This is a genomic window from Sphingomonas sp. Leaf37 (assembly GCF_920939475.1).
Taxonomy (GTDB): domain Bacteria; phylum Pseudomonadota; class Alphaproteobacteria; order Sphingomonadales; family Sphingomonadaceae; genus Sphingomonas.
The window spans coordinates 824,761-841,712 of the sequence record NZ_CAKLAX010000003.1 but is presented as its reverse complement, the minus strand read 5'-3'; the positions used below and the strand labels follow the sequence as shown (position 1 = coordinate 841,712).

Genomic DNA, 16,952 nt, shown 5'->3' with positions numbered 1-16,952 from the left:
ACTACTTCCCTTCGGCCGGATGCAGCGACAGGCCTGCACGGTTGGATCGCAGCGAACCCCACCAGGTCAGCGGATTCCAGCTGGCATCGCCGTCGAGGCTGAAGGTCAGGAATTCCGCCCGGCCGCCCAGATTTTCATAGGGAACCGGCCCACCCAGCCCGAGCTGCGACAACGGAAAGCGGCTGTCGGCCGACCGGTCGCGATTGTCGCCCATCAGGAAGACGTGGTTGGCGGGGATCGTCACCGTCGCGAAATTGTCGCCCGGGCTGTCCGGCTCCATGTCGACCGTGTCGTAATACCGGCCGTTCGGCAGCGTTTCGGTGACGATCGGCAGGTGGCAGACGTAACCGCCGCCGGCTGCCGGACGGCGGGCGCCATAATATTCGCTGTCGCTGCACGGGCTGTTGGTATCGACCGGCAGGTCGACGTAATGCACCGTCCCGCGGGCGATCGGCTTGCCGTTGAGGATCACCGTCCCCCCGCGCACCGCCAGCGTGTCGCCGGGCAGGCCGATGACGCGCTTGATGTAGTCGTTGCGCGTACCCGGCGGGGTCACGATGACGACATCGCCGCGTTCCGGCAGGCTGCCGAACAGGCGACCGTGGACGAATGGCAAGCCGACGCTCCAGCTCTCCTCGGGCTGGCGCAGCACCAACCCCTTGAAGATTGCGACCGGATTCGGGATCGTGGGCGAGACGAACGACCAGCCGTAGCTGAATTTCGACACCACCAGCCGATCGCCGATACGAAGTCCGGGCAGCATCGATTCCGACGGGATGTAGAACGGCTTGGCGACGAAGCTGTGGAAACCCAGCACGATCAGGATCAGCCAGAAGATGCCCTTGATCTCGCCCCACCAGTCCGTGGTCTTCTTGCCGGGTGCAGCGTCCGCCGGCGGGGGCGTGGCCGCCGTTTCGGTGGGCTGATTGCCGTCCAACACCGCTTCCTTCATGCCTTGGAATCCGCGATCGCCTCGATGATCACAAAGGCTTGCGCCCATGGATGATCGTCGGTCAGGGTCAAATGTACGGCCGCGACGTGGCCTTCGGGGATCAACGCGTCAAGCCGTTGCTTGGCCCCGCCCGTCAACGACAATGTCGGCGCGCCGGAGGGCGCGTTGACCACGCCGATGTCCTTCATGAACACGCCAGCCCTGAAGCCGGTGCCGACCGCCTTCGAAAACGCCTCCTTGGCGGCGAACCTCTTGGCCAGGGTGCCGGCCTTGGTGAACGGGCGGCGGGCGGCCTTGGCGCGCTCGTGATCGGTAAACACGCGCGCCTCAAACCGCTCGCCGAAACGGTCGAGCGACTGCTGGATGCGCTCGATATTGCACAGGTCGGAACCGAGGCCGACGATCATGCGGCTGGCTTTGGCGTTGGAAGAAGGTGTGTTCGCGCGGAGGCGCGGAAGCGCGGAGAAGAAGATGAGATTGATTGGGCCGTGCTCGCGGCCCGCGCCAGGACTCGCGACGAAGGCGCTGCCAAGGCAGGACGGCTCGACGGAAGGTAGAGGAGGCCGCTCCAAATCCGGCGATCAGCCAAACCTTCTTCTCCGCGTCTCCGCGCCTCCGCGCGAACCACCCTTCTGTCTTCGCGCCTTCGCGCCTTCGCGTGAAACTCACCCACGCGCTGCATCCATCTCCTCCCGCATCCGCCGCACCGCCTCGCCAAGCCCGACGAACAGCGCCTCACCCACCAGGAAATGCCCGATGTTCAACTCACGCACCTGCGGGATTGCCGCGATGGGGCCCACATTGGCGAACGTCAGCCCATGCCCGGCATGCACCTCGATGCCGTTTTTCGCCGCCAGCGCCGCAGCATCCGACAGCCGTCGCAGTTCCTCGGTGCGCGCCTCGCCCTCCAGTTCGGCATAGCGGCCGGTGTGCAGTTCGACCACGGGCGCGCCGAGCCGGATCGCCGCATCGATCTGCCGCGCGTCGGGTTCGATGAAGAGCGATACGCGAATACGTGCCGCGCCCAGCGCGCTGACCAAAGGGGCCAACCGGTTGTGCTGGCCGGCGGCATCCAATCCGCCTTCGGTCGTCAATTCCTCCCGCTTCTCCGGCACGATGCACGCCGCATGCGGGCGGTGGCGCAGCGCGATCGCCAGCATCTCGTCGGTCGCCGCCATCTCGAGGTTCAGCGGCACCGTCAGTTCGGCCGACAGCCGCGCGATATCGTCGTCGGTGATGTGCCGCCGATCCTCGCGCAGGTGCGCGGTGATACCGTCGGCGCCCGCCTCCGCTGCCAGCAGGCCAGCCCGTACCGGATCGGGATAGCCCGCGCCCCGCGCATTGCGCACGGTGGCGACGTGATCGATGTTGACGCCGAGGCGCAGGAATTCGGTCACGCCGCCCGGCTGCCCGGCTTGATCGCGGGGATTGCCGCCAGTTCGGGTGGCAACCCGTCGGCAGCGTAGGTCGGCACGTCCAGCCGGATCAGCGGATAGAAGGGTACGCCCAGATCGACGGTGCCGCCCGAACGGTCGACCAGCGATGCGCCTGCGACCACGCGCCCACCCGCCGCCTCGATCGCCAGAATCGCCTCGCGGCTGGACAGCCCGGTGGTGACGACGTCCTCCATCATCAGCACCTCCTGCCCTTGCTCGAGCCGAAATCCGCGGCGCAGCTCGAACGTGCCGGTGGGACGTTCGACGAACATCGCCTCGACGCCCAGCGCACGCGCCATCTCGTGCCCGGCGATCACGCCACCCATCGCGGGTGAAACCACCGCGCTGATGCGAGCCTTGATCTCGCCCGGCATGCGCTCGACCAGCGCGTCGGCCAGGCGGGCGCCGCGGCGCGGGTCCATCAGCACGCGCGCGCATTGCAGGTAGCGCGAGCTGTGCAGGCCCGACGACAGGATGAAATGCCCCTCCAGCAGCGCATCGGCGGCGCGGAATTCGGCCAGCACATCGTCGTCGGTCATCGGCGGTCTCGCTAGGAATACGTCGGTATCGGCCGCTCATAGGTGCTTGGCCCGCCGAGGCCAAGCAGCGCCGAGTCATAAACATATGGCGACCGCTTGAGGCGGAGGGCACCCCCGCGTATAGGCCATGGCAAAAGGGGCGTAGTCTTACGCCTAAAACGGCCCGTTCGCCGGGCGGGCGAGGGAATCTGGACGGGGTGACGACACGCATGCGCATGAGGTTCAAGGGGATCGCACTGGCCACCGGCCTGTTGCTGACAGGGCTGGGGGCAGCATCGCAAGCCGCCCAACCGGCTCCGCAGGGTGCCGCCGCGCCCGCCGGCGTCTCCAACATCGCCCCCACCACCGCCAACGCGACCGCCCCGGCCGCGCCCGCGTCGCCGTTGCTGGCGCAGGACGGCGCGCCAGCGGTGCAGATGGAACCCGGTGTCGGCCATCCGGTCGACGGTCGCATCGGCATCCAGCCGCAGGTGACCACCAATGGCGAATTCGCCCACTGGTTCCACGATTCGATCCTGTTCCCGCTGATCACCATCATCAGCGTGTTCGTGCTGTTGCTGCTGATCTACGTCGTCATCCGCTTCCGCAAGGCAGCGAACCCGATCCCGTCCAAGACCAGCCACAACACCGCGATCGAGATCATCTGGACGCTGGCGCCGGTGATCATCCTGGTGCTGATCGCGGTGCCGTCGATCGGCCTGTTGCAGGCGCAGTTCAAGCCGGCCCCGGCAGGTGCGGTGACGCTGAAGGCGATCGGCAACCAATGGTATTGGTCGTATCAATATCCGGATCATGGCGGGTTCGAGATCACCGCCAACATGCTGAAGGAAAAGAACCAGGTCGCCGCCGGCGAACGCTTCCGCACCGATGCCGACGGTCCGCGCCTGCTCGCCGCCGACAACCGCATCGTGCTGCCGGTCGGCGTGCCGATCCGCCTGATCACCACCTCGCAGGACGTGATCCACAGCTGGGCGGTCCCCGCCTTCTGGATCAAGCTCGACGCGGTGCCGGGCCGGTTGAACGAGACCAGCTTCACCATCGACAAGCCGGGCCTGTACTTCGGCCAGTGTTCGGAACTGTGCGGCGCGCGTCACGCCTTCATGCCGATCGCGGTGCAGGCCGTACCGCAGGCGCAGTTTGCCGCCTGGGTCCGCGCCAAGGGCGGCACGATGCCGGCCCCCGGCCAGCTCTCCGACAAGGTCATTCCGCAGCCCGGCGCCGAAGGCTCCGCGGTGAAGCAGGCCGAGGGCAACGAGGCGGATGCCGCCACCGGCCCGGTCGAGAACGTGACCACCACCGCTCCAACATCTTCGCAGGGTGCAACCGGCAATCCGGCCACCGGCAACGCGGGACAGTAAGATGACCGATACCGCCCTCCATCCCTCCTCGTCTCATGGGGCGGCCTTCGTCGCACATGACGATCACGCCCACGCCGACGCGGACCACAAGCCGGGCTTCTTCGCCCGCTGGTTCATGTCGACCAACCACAAGGATATCGGGACGCTGTACCTGATCTTCGCGATCATCGCGGGGATCATCGGTGGCGCGATCTCGGGCCTGATGCGCGCGGAACTGGCGCATCCCGGCATCCAGTATCTCGTCGGCTGGGCGAACTTCCTGCCCGGCGGCGACGGCGGTCTCGATCATGCGCTTCACCTGTGGAACGTGCTGATCACCGCGCACGGCCTGATCATGGTGTTCTTCATGGTGATGCCGGCGATGATCGGCGGCTTCGGCAACTGGTTCGTGCCGATCATGATCGGTGCGCCGGACATGGCGTTCCCGCGCATGAACAACGTGTCGTTCTGGCTGCTGATCCCCGCTTTCTCGCTGCTGCTCGCTTCGCCGTTCTTCGGCGGCGCCGGCACCGGCTGGACGGTCTATGCCCCGCTCTCGACCTATGGCGAGCCGGGACCATCGGTGGACATGGCGATCCTGTCGCTCCACCTCGCGGGCGCCTCGTCGATCCTCGGTGCGATCAACTTCATCACCACCATCTTCAACATGCGCGCACCGGGCATGACGCTGCACAAGATGCCGCTGTTCGTGTGGTCGGTGCTCGTCACCGCCTTCCTGCTGCTGCTCGCGCTGCCGGTGCTCGCCGCGGCGATCACGATGCTGCTGACCGACCGCAACTTCGGCACCACCTTCTTCGACCCCGCCGGTGGCGGCGATCCGATCCTGTACCAGCATCTGTTCTGGTTCTTCGGTCACCCCGAAGTGTACATCATGATCCTGCCGGGCTTCGGCATCGTCAGCCAGATCATCGCGACGTTCAGCCGCAAGCCCGTCTTCGGCTATCTCGGCATGGCCTATGCCATGGTCGCGATCGGCGTCGTCGGCTTCGTCGTCTGGGCGCACCACATGTTCGTCACCGGCCTGTCGGTGAACGTGAAGATGTACTTCACCGCGGCGACGATGGTGATCGCGGTTCCCACCGGCATCAAGATCTTCTCGTGGATCGCGACGATGTGGGGCGGATCGATGTCGTTCAAGACCCCGATGGTCTGGGCGATCGGCTTCATCTTCATGTTCACCGTCGGCGGCGTCACCGGCGTCGTGCTCGCCAACGGCGGCATCGACGACTACATGCAGGACACCTATTACGTGGTGGCGCACTTCCACTACGTGCTCAGCCTCGGTGCGGTATTCGGCCTGTTCGCCGGCTTCTATTACTGGTTCCCGAAGATGTTCGGGAAGATGTACAGCGAACTGCTCGGCCAGCTGCACTTCTGGGTGTTCTTCGTCGGCGTGAACGTGCTGTTCTTCCCGATGCACTTCCTCGGTCTGCAGGGCATGCCGCGCCGCTATCCGGACTATCCGGACGCCTATGCGACATGGAACGCGCTCGCGAGCCACGGCTATGAGATCATGGCCGCGGGCATGGCGATCTTCTTCGTCAACGTGATCTGGTCGCTGATCGCGGGCAAGCCAGCTCCCGACAATCCCTGGGGCGAAGGGGCCACGACGCTGGAATGGACGCTGTCCTCGCCGCCGCCGTATCACCAGTTCGAAACGCTTCCGCGGATCGATTGAGGCAAAAAAAGCCCCGGCCTCACCGCCGGGGCTTTTTTGTTACGGTCACGACCAAATCCGTAATGTTCGCGCTGAACCGATCCATGTTAAGCATTTTCGTAAATCGTCGTGGGGCCACATTGCTGGTATGATCTGCCCTCGCTCCGGGAGAATCGCGGGCGGACCGGGTCGGGGGATCTGCAACAGTGCTGGATAGTGAACAGGCGGACGCCGGGGCGTTCGTCGCGCATGACGGGAGTGCCGACGGTTTCGTTGACCCGTTGAAGTTCGGCGGCGTCATCACACCCGCACTGCTCCTCGCCGCCTGCGGCGGTGGCGATGGCGGGTCCACCGCTGCGCCACCCGTTGTCTCTCCGCCGGTCGTCGTCGCACCCGCCGTCATCACGCCGACGCAGGCGAGTCGCTTCCTCGCGCAATCCACGATGGGTGCGACCCGCCCGATGATCGAATCGGTCGTCAGCCGACGCTACGAAGGCTGGATCGACGATCAGTTCGCCCTGCCCCGCGCGACGTCGCACTGGGACTGGCTGGTCGCCAACGGCTATTCCGCCGCGACCTACATCAATTCCGAAGCAGGCTTCGACGTCACGATGTGGCGCCAGATGATCGTCGAGCCGGATCAGCTTCGCCAGCGCGTCGGCATGGCGCTGCTCGATCTGCTCGTCGTCGGCATCGGCGGGGTCAACCTCAACTGGAAACAGTTCGCAACCGCCGCCTATGTCGACGTGCTGCTCGACAATGCGTTCGGCAACTACCGGACGATCATGGATGCGATCACGACCAGCGCCGCGATGGGATCGTTCCTCACCTTCCTCGGCAATCGCAAGGCGAACGCTACCACCGGTGCACAGCCGGACGAGAATTATGCGCGCGAACTGATGCAGCTGTTCACGCTCGGTCTGTACCAGCTCAATACGGACGGCAGCGTCAGGACCAGCAACGGTGTGCCGATGGAGACCTACACCCCCGCCGATGTCGCGGGTCTGGCCCGCGTGTTCACCGGCCTCAGTCTCGCGAGCACCGTCAGCACCACGCCCGATCGCTATCGCCAGCCGCTGGTCATGAACGCCGCACTCAACGAAACCGGCGCGGCGAGCTTTCTAGGCACGTCGACCAGCGGCGGCGGCATGGCGGCGGTGAAGGTCGCGCTCGACACGATCTTCGCGCATCCCAACCTGCCGCCGTTCGTCTCGAAACAGCTGATCCAGCGTCTCGTCACCAGCAACCCCAGCGTCGCCTATGTCGGCCGCGTGTCGGCGGCCTTCGCCAACAACGGCGCGGGCGTACGCGGCGACATGAAGGCGGTGATCAAGGCGATCCTGCTCGACACAGAGGCACGCAGCGACGACGCGCTGACCAGCACCACCGCGGGCAAGTTGCGCGAACCGGTGATGCGGCTGACCGCATGGGCCCGGATGTTCAAGGTCAACTCGCCTTCCAATGCGTGGGGTATCGGCGACACGTCGAGCCAGTCGAACCGGCTCGGCCAGACGATGGGGCGCAGCGCCACCGTCTTCAACTTCTTCCGCCCGGCCTATTCGCCGCCGGCGAGCGGGATCAGCAATGCCGGCCTCGTCGCGCCCGAATTCCAGATCACGAACGAACAAAGCGTGGTCGCCTACGTCAACTACATGCAGGGCCTTGTCGCCAATGGCACCGGCGACACCAAGGCCGATTATACCGACATTCTTACCAAAGCGGCGGACAGCGCCGCGCTGGTGGACGAGGTCAATCTCGTCCTCGCCGCCGGCCAGTTGAGCGCCGCGACGGTGACCGCGATCCGCGCCGCGGTCGACAGCGTCGCCGCGACCGCGACCAACGGCCCGATCAACCGCGTCGGCATCGCGATCTTGCTGACGCTCGCCTCCCCCGACTTCCTGACGCTGCGGTGAGCCCCATGGACATGACCCGAGACGCCTCCCGCCGCGCCTTCCTCAAGCGCTCCGCCGCCCTCGGCGTCGCCGGCGTAGCGACCCCGTTCGTCACCAGCCTCGCCGCGATCGGCGAGGCCGCAGCGGCGACCGCGACCGATTACAAGGCGTTGGTCTGCGTCTTCCTGTATGGCGGCAACGATTACGCGAACACGCTGCCGCCTTACGATGCGGCCGGCTATGCCCAGTACCAGGCCGCGCGCGCCAATATCGCATTGACCCGCGAATCGCTGGCGGGGACGATGCTGACCCCGACGATCGGCCTGCCGGGCGGGCGGCAATATGCGTTGGCGCCGACGATGAAGTCGCTGATGCCGCTGTTCGATCAGGGCAAGCTCGCGGTGGCGCTCAACGTCGGCACATTGGTGCAACCGACCACGAAAACGCAATATCAGCAGAATGCGGTCAAGCTGCCGCCCAAGCTGTTCAGCCACAATGACCAGCAGAGCTATTTCCAGGCCTCCAATCCCGAAGGCGCGACGTCGGGCTGGGGCGGGCGCATCGGTGACCTGTTCCAGAGCGGTAACGGCGCATCGACGCTGACGTGCATCAACGCCAGCGGCAACGCGGTCTACCTCACCGGCAAGTCGGCGGTGCAATATGCGATCGGCACCGGCGGCCCGATCCCGCTGATCAACAATGCATCGGCGCTCTTCGGATCGACTACCGCAGCCGCGACGCTGCGCAGCCTGATGACCGGCAGCAACCCGCACCTGTTCGCCAGCGAACACGCCCGCGTCAGCAAACGCTCGCTCGACACCTATGCGCAGGTCAGCGGTGCGCTGGCCGGCGCTCCGGCATCCGGGTTCGGGCTGTTCCCGACGGGCAACAGCCTTGCCGACCAGCTCAAGATGGTCGCGCGGTTGATCTCCGTCTCATCCGAACTCGGCGCGAAGCGGCAGGTGTTCTTCGTTTCGATCGGCGGGTTCGACCTGCACGACAACCTCGTGGCGCAGCACCCCGCACTGATCGGTCGCGTCGCCGACGCGATGCGCGCCTTTTACGATACGACGGTGGCGCTCGGCGTCGCGGACAAGGTGACGAGCTTCACCGCCTCCGATTTCGGACGGACGCTGCAGTCGAACGACGACGGATCCGATCACGGCTGGGGCGGTCACCATTTCGTGATGGGGGGAGCGGTGAAAGGCCGCCGCTTCTACGGCACGCCGCCCGCGATCGGGAACGGGACACCCGACGATGTCGGACAGGGCCGGTTGCTGCCGACCACGTCGGTCGATCAATATGCGGCGACGTTGGCCAGCTGGTTCGGCGTCGGCAACAACGATCTCACGACCGTGCTGCCAAACATGGGCAATTACAATCCGTCGAGCTGGAATCTGGGCTTCGTGTGAACCACCGGTTCTTCGTAGAGCCATCTGACAAAGATGAACACCAAACGCGGCTATCCATTCCTCCCCCGTTAGGGGGAGGTGGTGCCGCAAAGCGGTGGCAGAAGGGAGGTAAGCGGCGCATTCCATGACGCGCGATACCGCCCCCGACGCTCACCCCATCAACACAGCGCGATATGCTTCGAAGCAGCGCTCGCCACACCGCAACCGGATCAGCGCACCCTCGGCCATCGCCGTCGCCCGCCGCGGGTCCTCGCTCACCGCCGGACGAATCGCCTCGCGGTTCCAGTCCTCGCTATGCTTGATGTCCAGCACCGCATGCAGATCGAAATAACGGCGCTCCTTGTCCTTGAAGCCTAGCCGCCGCAGACCCTTGGCGGTTGCTGCGGATCGATCCGGCGCCGTCAGTTCGATCACCCCCAGCGCACCCACCGAATGCCACGCATAACGGCGGCTGGTCGCCATAGCGGTCATCGCGTTGGCAAGGCACAGGCTCTGCCACAAAGTGTTTTCGATCACCGGGTTCACCGCCAGCGTCTCGACGAGCGCATCGAGCATCGGCCCGTGCATGCCCTTGGCATTGCCGCGGCCCATTTCATCCCAGTAATTGCGCGCCAGCTCCAGCTTGGGCAGCGTCGGCAACTTGACTTGCGTCATCGCGACGAGGTCGTCGAATCCTGCCTCGCCGGCGGCTTCCTGTTCGAAGAACCAGCGGATCTGGTCGAGATTCGCTTCTTCGGCCAGCCACGGGAACAGCGGATCGTGCTGTCCGGGCCCACTCTGCTTCAGTTCCTCGAACCAGGCGGTGAAGCCTTCGACGTCGGTCGGTGCAGCGGCAGCCTCCGCGGCGACCTCGTCACGCAATTCCTCGAGAAAACCGCCTTCGAGGCGCTGCATGCGGACATCGCGATCGAGCACGCGCTGCCAGTCTTCGGTCGGGAATGCCGGCTCCAGCCGTTCCCGGTTCCAGTGCGCCAGACCACGCTGGAAGCTGTCGGTCAGAAATTGGGACGCGCGAATGTCGGCGTCGGCGATACGGGTAGCCATCGAAACTCTCTCCTGGTGGCTGGCTAACCGCTTGGTCTGCTTATCGTTCCTTGGCTTCCCGAGTCGCTTGATGTGGATCATGACGATACCGGCCGGCGCCCCGCTCGCCCTTTCTAATCGCCCGTCGCACGCGTATAGCATCGCGATCATGACGGCCGCGACGCCCCTGCTTCCCCCCGCCGACTGGCGCGATTTCCTGGCGCTGACCAAGCCGCGGGTGATGACGCTCGTCGTCTTCACCGGCTTGTGCGGGATGCTGGCGGCTCCCGTCGGCATCCACCCGGTGATCGGCTTCACCGCGATCCTGTGCATCGCGCTGGGCGCAGGTGCGGCGGGTGCGCTCAACCAATGGTATGAAGCCGATATCGACGCCAAGATGCGCCGTACGCAAAAGCGTCCTCTGCCCGATGGCCGGATGGACCGGCAGGCTGCGCTGCACTTCGGTGTCGGCCTCGCCGCCTTTTCGGTCATCCTGATGTTCGTCGCAGTGAACTTTGCTGCGGCGGCGATCCTGACCGTCTCGATCCTGTTCTACGTGCTGATCTACACCGTCTGGCTCAAGCGCCGGACGCCACAGAATATCGTCATCGGCGGTGCGGCCGGCGCGTTCCCGCCGCTGATCGGCTGGGCGGCGGCGACGGGGCATGTCGCGCTGCTGCCGGTGCTGCTGTTCAGCCTCGTGTTCCTCTGGACGCCACCGCATTTCTGGGCGCTCGCGCTGTTCATGAACAGCGACTATACCAACGCCGGCGTGCCGATGCTGCCCGTCGTCGCGGGTGAACGCGTGACGCGGCGACAGATCGGCCTGTACACGATCCCGATGGCGCTGGTCGCGATCGCACCTTGGGCGCTGGGCCTGACGGGCGCGATCTATGGCACTGTCGCGATCGCCATGACACTCGCCTTCGCCGGTCTCGCCACGATCGTCGCGACGCGGACGACGACGAACGACGACACGATGAAGCCGGAGAAGACCTTGTTCCGTTATTCGATCCTCTATCTCTTCGTCATGTTCGGCGCGCTCGTCGTCGATCGCTGGGTGTTCGCATGACCCCGGACGAACAGAACCTGATCCGCAGCCGCCAGAAATCGCGCGCACAGGTGATGGCGTGGCTGCTCGGCGCGTTCGTCATCCTGATCTTCGCCGTCGCGATCGTGAAGATCCGCGAAGGGATGATGTGACGACCGCCGCCGCCCCCTCCTCCACCAAACGCCAGCTGCGCACCGCGATGTTCGCGGTGATCGGCATCTGCTTCATGACCGGCGTCGCCTGGGCGAGCATCCCGCTATATCGCATGTTCTGTCAGGTCACCGGTCTCAACGGCACGACGCAACGCGGCGAAGAGGCACCGGGCGCAGTCAACAAGCTGATCCGCGTCGATTTCGACAGCAACGTCGCCCCCGGCATGAAGTGGCGCTTCCGCCCCGAAGCCGGATCGGAAACCGTCAGGATCGGCGCGCGCGACATGGCGTTCTTCACCGCGACGAACACCGACACGAAGCCGATCACTGGCACCGCGACGTTCAACGTCACGCCCAGCTCGGCCGGCAAATATTTCACCAAGATCCAGTGCTTCTGCTTCACCCAGCAAACGCTGAAGCCGGGCGAGACGCAGCGCATGCCGGTCATCTTCTTCGTCGATCCGAAGATCATGGACGACCCGGATGCGAAGGACGTGGAAACGATCACCCTCTCCTACACGTTTTACCCGGTGGATTCTGCCAAAACCACGGGCTAGAGCGTGGGATAAGAGGATAAGAACAGGGAAACGACATGGCTGGCGCCAAGAACCACGATTACCACATCCTGCCCCCCAGCATCTGGCCGCTGTTCGGATCGCTGTCGGCGCTGGTGATGGCGTCCGGCGCGATCATGTGGATGCACGGCGGACACCTCGCCGCCGACAAGGCCAATGGCGGCGGCTGGATTTTCTTCGCCGGCCTCGGGGGCGTATTGTTCACGATGTACAGCTGGTGGGCCGACGTGGTGCGCGAGGCGCATCACGGCGATCATACTCCGGTCGTGCAGCTTCACTTCCGCTACGGCATGATCCTGTTCATCGCCTCCGAAGTCATGTTCTTCGTCGGCTGGTTCTGGGCGTTCTTCGACTTCAGCCTGTTCCCGACCGCGATGAGCATCGTCGACGGACAGGTCGAACGCGCTGCCGAGGGCGCCGCCGCGATCGCCGCGCAATGGCCGCCCAAGGGGCTGGAGGTCATCAACGCCTTCGAACTGCCGCTGCTCAACACGCTGATCCTGCTCACCAGCGGCACCACCGTCACCTGGGCGCACCACGCGCTGATCCACAACCAGCGCGGCGGCGAGAAGACCGGCCTGTGGGGCCTTCTCGGCGTCGGCAACCGGGACGGCGTGCTCAAGGGGCTGTGGCTGACGGTGGCGCTCGGCGTGCTGTTCAGCAGCATTCAGGCGTATGAATACGCTCACGCGCCCTTCCCCTTCAAGGGGATCAACTATGGGGCCGCCTTCTTCATGGCGACCGGCTTCCACGGTTTCCACGTCCTGATCGGCACCATCTTCCTCGCCGTCTGCCTGATCCGCGCGTACAAGGGCGACTTCACCCCGCGCCAGCATTTCGGCTTCGAAGCCGCCGCCTGGTATTGGCATTTCGTCGACGTGGTGTGGCTGTTCCTGTTCGTCACCGTCTACGTTTGGGGTGGCTGGGGCGCGCCGGTCCACGGCGGCTGATGACGGAGGCGACCTCACCGGCCATCGTTGAGGTCGCTCTGAAAGGGCTGTGTCCGCGCTGCGCACAGCCCACGTTGTTCGCCGGCTGGATCAAATTCGCCGATCGGTGCCGCGCCTGCGGGCTCGATTACACGCTGTTCAACGTCGGCGATGGACCGGCGGCGTTCCTCACCCTGATCCTCGGCACCATCGTCGTCGCCGGCGCGATCATCGTCGAACTGACGCTCAGTCCGCCATTGTGGCTGCACATGCTGATCTGGATTCCGGTGACGCTGGCCGGAGTCGTCTGGTCGCTCCGCATCGCCAAGGGCGCGCTGATGTCCGCCGAATATCGCAACGCGGCGCGCGAAGGGCGGATCGACCCCAATCCATGAAGCGCATTCCCATCGTATCGACGATCGTCGTCGTCATCGCGGTAGCGGCGATGATCGCCCTTGGCCTCTGGCAGTTGCTCGATCGCGCCCCGAAGAAGGACGCGTATATCGCGCAGCTCGCGGCCAACCCCGCCAAGCCGCCGATCGCCTTCCCCGATCTGCCTGACGAGACGCTGCTGTTCCGGCGCGCGTCCGGCCTATGTGTCGAACCCGTCGCGCAACGCCTCGCTGGCGCCGGTGCTGCGGGCTTCCGCCTCATCGTCGAATGCCGCACCGGGGCAGAGGGTCCGGGGATGATCGTCCAGCTCGGGACCACCCCCGATCCGAAGTTTGCCGGTCGCTGGACCGGCGGCCCAGTCTCGGGCTTCATCAGTCACGCCCCCGATTCGCGCTCGCTGATCGGCTCGCTGTTCGATCGCACCCCGCAACGCCTGATGCTGGTCGCCGATACGCCTGCGCTGGGCCTGGGCGCGAACGGCAAGCCGGACCTGTCGTCCGTCCCGAACAATCACCTGTCCTACGCGGTGCAATGGTTCTTCTTCGCCGCCATCGCCGCAGTGATCTACGTTCTGGCGGTACGACGGCGGCGGTAAGCCTCACGACCGGGGGAAGACGGCAGCACCACTCCCGCGTCACCCCGGCGACCCTTTGCCCACCCTCCCGCCACAGCGCATAAGCGCTGTCCTACACGCAGCCGGCAATGTATCTCCCGCGCATGTCCGACCGTCGCAACCGACTCACCCGCGTGTCCTGCGGCACCGGGCAAGGCGGCGTTTTCGACACAGACGTACCGTCAACTTCGGCAACTTCCGAACGTTCGAATCGGCAAATCACGTCTCCGCCGCTCCGTCCGGGCGATAGCCCCACCGTGCCTCGCCCCAAGAATCCCGCCGTTGCCCCTCACGCCCTCGCCCGCTACCCAGCCGCGATGCGCTATGTCAGCACCCGCGGGGCCGCGCCCGCCCTCGATTTCCGTGACGTCACCCTCGCCGGGCTGGCGTCGGACGGCGGCCTCTACCTGCCGGAGGCATGGCCCAGCCTGACCCGCGATCAGATCGCTGGCCTCGCCAACCTGTCCTATGTCGACACCGCCGTCGCGGTGATGACACCCTTCGTCGGCGACGCGCTGACCGCGGCAGAGCTGAAGGACCTGTGCACGCAGGCCTATGGCCGTTTCAGTCACGCCGCGGTGACGCCGCTGGTCCAGCTCGACCATGACCAGTGGCTGCTCGAACTGTTCCACGGCCCGACGCTGGCGTTCAAGGACGTCGCGCTCCAGCTGCTCGGCCTGTTGTTCGAGAAATTCCTGACCGGCACGACCAAGCATCTGACCATCGTCGGCGCGACCAGCGGCGACACCGGCTCCGCCGCGATCGACGCGATCGCCGGGCGGCAGGGTGTCGACATCTTCATGCTCCACCCCGCCGGCCGCGTGTCGGACGTGCAGCGCCGCCAGATGACGACGGTGCTCGCGCCCAACGTCCACAACATCGCGATCGACGGCGATTTCGACACCGCGCAGGCGCTGGTGAAGCGGATGTTCAACGATCCCGGCTTCTCGGGCACGTTCGCGCTCTCGGCCGTCAATTCGATCAACTGGGCGCGGTTGATGGCGCAGGTGGTCTATTACTTCTACGCTGCGGTCCGGCTCGGCGCGCCCGATCGCATCGTCGCCTTCTCGGTGCCGACGGGCAATTTCGGTGACGTGTTCGCCGGTTATGTGGCAGCGAAGATGGGCCTGCCCATCTCGAAGCTGATCGTCGCGACCAACGTCAACGACATCCTTCATCGGGCGATCTCGGCGGGCGACTACAGCAAGGGCGTGGTCCAGCAGACGCCGACCCCGTCGATGGACATCCAGGTCAGCTCGAATTTCGAGCGCCTGTTGTTCGACCTCGGCGCGCGCGACGGCGCGGCGCTGTCGGCGCAGATGCAGGGCTTCGAATCATCGGGCGCGATGCGCCTGACCGACGAACAGCACACCGGCGCGGACCTGTTCGCCAGCGACCGCGTCGATCTGGACGACATGACACTGGCGATGCGCTGGGCGCACGAGCATGCCGGTCAGGTCATCGACCCCCACACCGCGATCGCGCTCGCCGCCGCCCGCCGCCACCCGAGCGACGTGCCCGTGGTAACGCTCGCCACCGCGCACCCGGCCAAGTTCCGCGACGCCGTCGAGCGCGCCACCGGTCAGCGTCCCGAGCTACCCAGCCGGATCGGCGACCTGTTCGACCGTGAAGAGCGCTTCGCCGAGCTGCCCGGCACGTTCGAGGCGATCACCGCCTACATCGCCGAACGCGCGGTGCCGCGGCGGTGAAGCTCGACACACTGATCGGCGAACCCTGGGCGGATTACGGCCTGATCGATTCGGGCCACGGCAAGAAGCTGGAACGCTACGGCCGCTTCCGCTTCGTCCGCCCCGAACCACAGGCGATGTGGGCGCCCGCGACCGAAAACTGGAAGGCGCATGGCGAATTCGTCCCCGCCAGCGATGAAGACGGCGGCGGACGCTGGGTCTTCGCCGAACCGGTGTCGCGCGAAGGCTGGCCGCTGAAATGGAACGAGGTCCGCTTCACCGCGCAGACCACGCCGTTCCGCCACCTCGGCTTCTTCCCCGACATGGCGCCGGTGTGGAGCTGGATGCGCGCACAGGTCGCCGACAAGCCGGGCACGGAATGCATGAACCTGTTCGGCTACACCGGCGTCGGCACGCTCGCGATGGCCAGCGCCGGCGCGAAGATGGTCCACGTCGATGCCTCGAAAAAGTCGGTCGAGGCGGCGAAGGCCAATGCCGCGCTGTCGGGCATGCAGGAGGCGCCGGTACGCTGGATCATCGACGACGCCGCCAAGTTTATCGCGCGTGAGGTGCGCCGCAATCGCCGCTATGACGGCATCCTGCTCGACCCGCCGAAATATGGCCGCGGGCCGGAGGGCGAGATCTGGCGGCTGGAGGAGGATCTGCCGCGCCTGCTCGCCGACTGCCGCAAGTTGATCGATGCGGACAGCCGCTTCCTGTTCCTGACGGTGTACGCGGTGCGCATGTCCGCGCTGGCGATCGGGGAGTTGCTGACCCAGCTGTTCGCCGACCTGCCCGGCACGGTCGAGGCGGGGGAACTGGGCGTGCGTGAAGAAGCACGCGGCCTTGCCCTGCCGACGGCGATCTGGGCACGCTGGAGCCGCTAAAGGCCTGCCGCCCGATCGTCGATCGGCCGCCATGCAATGTTACAAAGCGTCGAAGCTTTTGGCATCGCTCACTATTCGTCGCGCATCCGCCACTCGCTGCAGCGCAGCAAGAATTCGTTACGGAACGCTCGTCGTACGGAAGAATTTTGATGTGCATATGCTGTTGCCCACGAAGGAGGCACAACGATGCAGACGAACGACGACAACACCAATAACCGTACCGACGATCAGCCGCTGAATCCGTTGTGGGGCAGGCTTGCCCTGTTGATGTTCGGCCTGACCGTCCTCGCATTTCTTACCGCGATCGATCGCCCTGAATGGTTTCATTTAAAACCGGCAACCGGTACGGCCGCAGCGATGGTCTATGCTTCGGATCATCAATCCTGAATTTGACC

At 65.6% G+C, this 16,952-nt stretch carries 18 protein-coding genes; 13 read left to right on the top strand and 5 right to left on the bottom strand.

Annotation, left to right across the window (positions count from 1 at the left end; all coding sequences use genetic code 11):
• Position 1 precedes the first annotated feature (1 nt).
• The 4 genes from lepB to pyrE form a co-directional block, all read right to left on the bottom strand.
• Positions 2–952, bottom strand: coding sequence for a signal peptidase I (gene lepB / locus LRA87_RS13690; RefSeq protein ID WP_230632149.1), 951 nt, complete (start codon positions 950–952; stop codon positions 2–4).
• Positions 949–1,359, bottom strand: a complete 411-nt coding sequence (acpS, locus tag LRA87_RS13685; RefSeq protein ID WP_230632146.1) for a holo-ACP synthase — start codon at positions 1,357–1,359, stop codon at positions 949–951. Before acpS ends, lepB begins: the two co-directional genes overlap by 4 nt.
• Before the next feature lie 258 nt (positions 1,360–1,617).
• Positions 1,618–2,349, bottom strand: coding sequence for a pyridoxine 5'-phosphate synthase (locus tag LRA87_RS13680; protein ID WP_230632144.1), 732 nt, complete (start codon positions 2,347–2,349; stop codon positions 1,618–1,620).
• The gene (pyrE, locus tag LRA87_RS13675) at positions 2,346–2,927 is read right to left on the bottom strand and encodes an orotate phosphoribosyltransferase (RefSeq protein ID WP_230632142.1); all 582 of its coding nucleotides are present in this window, start codon (positions 2,925–2,927) and stop codon (positions 2,346–2,348) included. The genes LRA87_RS13680 and pyrE overlap by 4 nt, the downstream gene beginning before the upstream one ends.
• 215 nt (positions 2,928–3,142) lie before the next feature.
• Between pyrE and coxB the strand changes: the two genes are divergently transcribed.
• The 4 genes from coxB (at position 3,143) to LRA87_RS13655 (ending at position 9,246) form a co-directional block, all read left to right on the top strand.
• Positions 3,143–4,285: a cytochrome c oxidase subunit II gene (coxB, locus tag LRA87_RS13670; RefSeq protein WP_443024880.1), complete on the top strand. Its 1,143-nt coding sequence runs from the start codon at positions 3,143–3,145 to the stop codon at positions 4,283–4,285.
• A 1-nt stretch (position 4,286) separates the two neighbouring features.
• The gene (gene ctaD / locus LRA87_RS13665) at positions 4,287–5,963 is read left to right on the top strand and encodes a cytochrome c oxidase subunit I (protein WP_230632137.1); all 1,677 of its coding nucleotides are present in this window, start codon (positions 4,287–4,289) and stop codon (positions 5,961–5,963) included.
• Positions 5,964–6,148: 185 nt separating this feature from the next.
• Complete coding sequence (locus tag LRA87_RS13660; protein WP_230632130.1) at positions 6,149–7,855, top strand: DUF1800 domain-containing protein; 1,707 nt, start codon at positions 6,149–6,151, stop codon at positions 7,853–7,855.
• Positions 7,856–7,860: 5 nt separating this feature from the next.
• Entirely contained in the window at positions 7,861–9,246 is a 1,386-nt protein-coding gene (locus tag LRA87_RS13655; RefSeq protein ID WP_230632128.1) for a DUF1501 domain-containing protein, read from the top strand.
• A gap of 150 nt (positions 9,247–9,396) precedes the next feature.
• On the opposite strand, the gene LRA87_RS13650 is transcribed toward LRA87_RS13655, so the two are convergent.
• Entirely contained in the window at positions 9,397–10,290 is an 894-nt protein-coding gene (locus LRA87_RS13650) for an iron-containing redox enzyme family protein (protein ID WP_230632125.1), read from the bottom strand.
• A 148-nt stretch (positions 10,291–10,438) separates the two neighbouring features.
• On the opposite strand from LRA87_RS13650, the gene LRA87_RS13645 reads away from it, so the two are divergent.
• The 9 genes from LRA87_RS13645 (at position 10,439) to LRA87_RS13610 (ending at position 16,944) form a co-directional block, all read left to right on the top strand.
• A complete protein-coding gene (locus LRA87_RS13645) occupies positions 10,439–11,341 on the top strand; it encodes a heme o synthase (RefSeq protein WP_230632123.1) in 903 nt (300 codons plus the stop codon).
• Complete coding sequence (locus LRA87_RS18395) at positions 11,338–11,472, top strand: hypothetical protein (RefSeq protein ID WP_268934865.1); 135 nt, start codon at positions 11,338–11,340, stop codon at positions 11,470–11,472. Before LRA87_RS13645 ends, LRA87_RS18395 begins: the two co-directional genes overlap by 4 nt.
• Positions 11,469–12,029, top strand: coding sequence for a cytochrome c oxidase assembly protein (locus LRA87_RS13640; RefSeq protein ID WP_268934864.1), 561 nt, complete (start codon positions 11,469–11,471; stop codon positions 12,027–12,029). Before LRA87_RS18395 ends, LRA87_RS13640 begins: the two co-directional genes overlap by 4 nt.
• Positions 12,030–12,064: 35 nt before the next feature.
• Positions 12,065–12,997 (top strand): cytochrome c oxidase subunit 3, encoded by a 933-nt coding sequence (locus LRA87_RS13635; protein WP_230632120.1) that lies wholly within the window; start codon positions 12,065–12,067, stop codon positions 12,995–12,997.
• Positions 12,997–13,371, top strand: a complete 375-nt coding sequence (locus LRA87_RS13630; protein WP_230632117.1) for a DUF983 domain-containing protein — start codon at positions 12,997–12,999, stop codon at positions 13,369–13,371. Before LRA87_RS13635 ends, LRA87_RS13630 begins: the two co-directional genes overlap by 1 nt.
• Entirely contained in the window at positions 13,368–13,964 is a 597-nt protein-coding gene (locus tag LRA87_RS13625) for an SURF1 family protein (protein ID WP_230632114.1), read from the top strand. The genes LRA87_RS13630 and LRA87_RS13625 overlap by 4 nt, the downstream gene beginning before the upstream one ends.
• A gap of 335 nt (positions 13,965–14,299) precedes the next feature.
• Positions 14,300–15,691, top strand: a complete 1,392-nt coding sequence (gene thrC, locus LRA87_RS13620) for a threonine synthase (RefSeq protein ID WP_230632111.1) — start codon at positions 14,300–14,302, stop codon at positions 15,689–15,691.
• Positions 15,688–16,557 (top strand): class I SAM-dependent methyltransferase, encoded by an 870-nt coding sequence (locus tag LRA87_RS13615; protein WP_230632108.1) that lies wholly within the window; start codon positions 15,688–15,690, stop codon positions 16,555–16,557. The genes thrC and LRA87_RS13615 overlap by 4 nt, the downstream gene beginning before the upstream one ends.
• A 186-nt stretch (positions 16,558–16,743) precedes the next feature.
• Positions 16,744–16,944 (top strand): hypothetical protein, encoded by a 201-nt coding sequence (locus tag LRA87_RS13610; RefSeq protein ID WP_230632105.1) that lies wholly within the window; start codon positions 16,744–16,746, stop codon positions 16,942–16,944.
• The last annotated feature ends 8 nt before the right edge of the window (positions 16,945–16,952 follow it).

Coding starts and splice junctions, on each gene's coding strand:
- lepB (WP_230632149.1), bottom strand. CDS start 952: ATGAAGGAAGCGGTGTTGGACGGCAATCAGCCCACCGAAACGGCGGCC.
- acpS (WP_230632146.1), bottom strand. CDS start 1,359: ATGATCGTCGGCCTCGGTTCCGACCTGTGCAATATCGAGCGCATCCAG.
- pyrE (WP_230632142.1), bottom strand. CDS start 2,927: ATGACCGACGACGATGTGCTGGCCGAATTCCGCGCCGCCGATGCGCTG.
- coxB (WP_443024880.1), top strand. CDS start 3,143: ATGAGGTTCAAGGGGATCGCACTGGCCACCGGCCTGTTGCTGACAGGG.
- ctaD (WP_230632137.1), top strand. CDS start 4,287: ATGACCGATACCGCCCTCCATCCCTCCTCGTCTCATGGGGCGGCCTTC.
- LRA87_RS13655 (WP_230632128.1), top strand. CDS start 7,861: ATGGACATGACCCGAGACGCCTCCCGCCGCGCCTTCCTCAAGCGCTCC.
- LRA87_RS13650 (WP_230632125.1), bottom strand. CDS start 10,290: ATGGCTACCCGTATCGCCGACGCCGACATTCGCGCGTCCCAATTTCTG.
- LRA87_RS13645 (WP_230632123.1), top strand. CDS start 10,439: ATGACGGCCGCGACGCCCCTGCTTCCCCCCGCCGACTGGCGCGATTTC.
- LRA87_RS18395 (WP_268934865.1), top strand. CDS start 11,338: ATGACCCCGGACGAACAGAACCTGATCCGCAGCCGCCAGAAATCGCGC.
- LRA87_RS13635 (WP_230632120.1), top strand. CDS start 12,065: ATGGCTGGCGCCAAGAACCACGATTACCACATCCTGCCCCCCAGCATC.
- LRA87_RS13630 (WP_230632117.1), top strand. CDS start 12,997: ATGACGGAGGCGACCTCACCGGCCATCGTTGAGGTCGCTCTGAAAGGG.
- LRA87_RS13625 (WP_230632114.1), top strand. CDS start 13,368: ATGAAGCGCATTCCCATCGTATCGACGATCGTCGTCGTCATCGCGGTA.
- thrC (WP_230632111.1), top strand. CDS start 14,300: ATGCGCTATGTCAGCACCCGCGGGGCCGCGCCCGCCCTCGATTTCCGT.
- LRA87_RS13610 (WP_230632105.1), top strand. CDS start 16,744: ATGCAGACGAACGACGACAACACCAATAACCGTACCGACGATCAGCCG.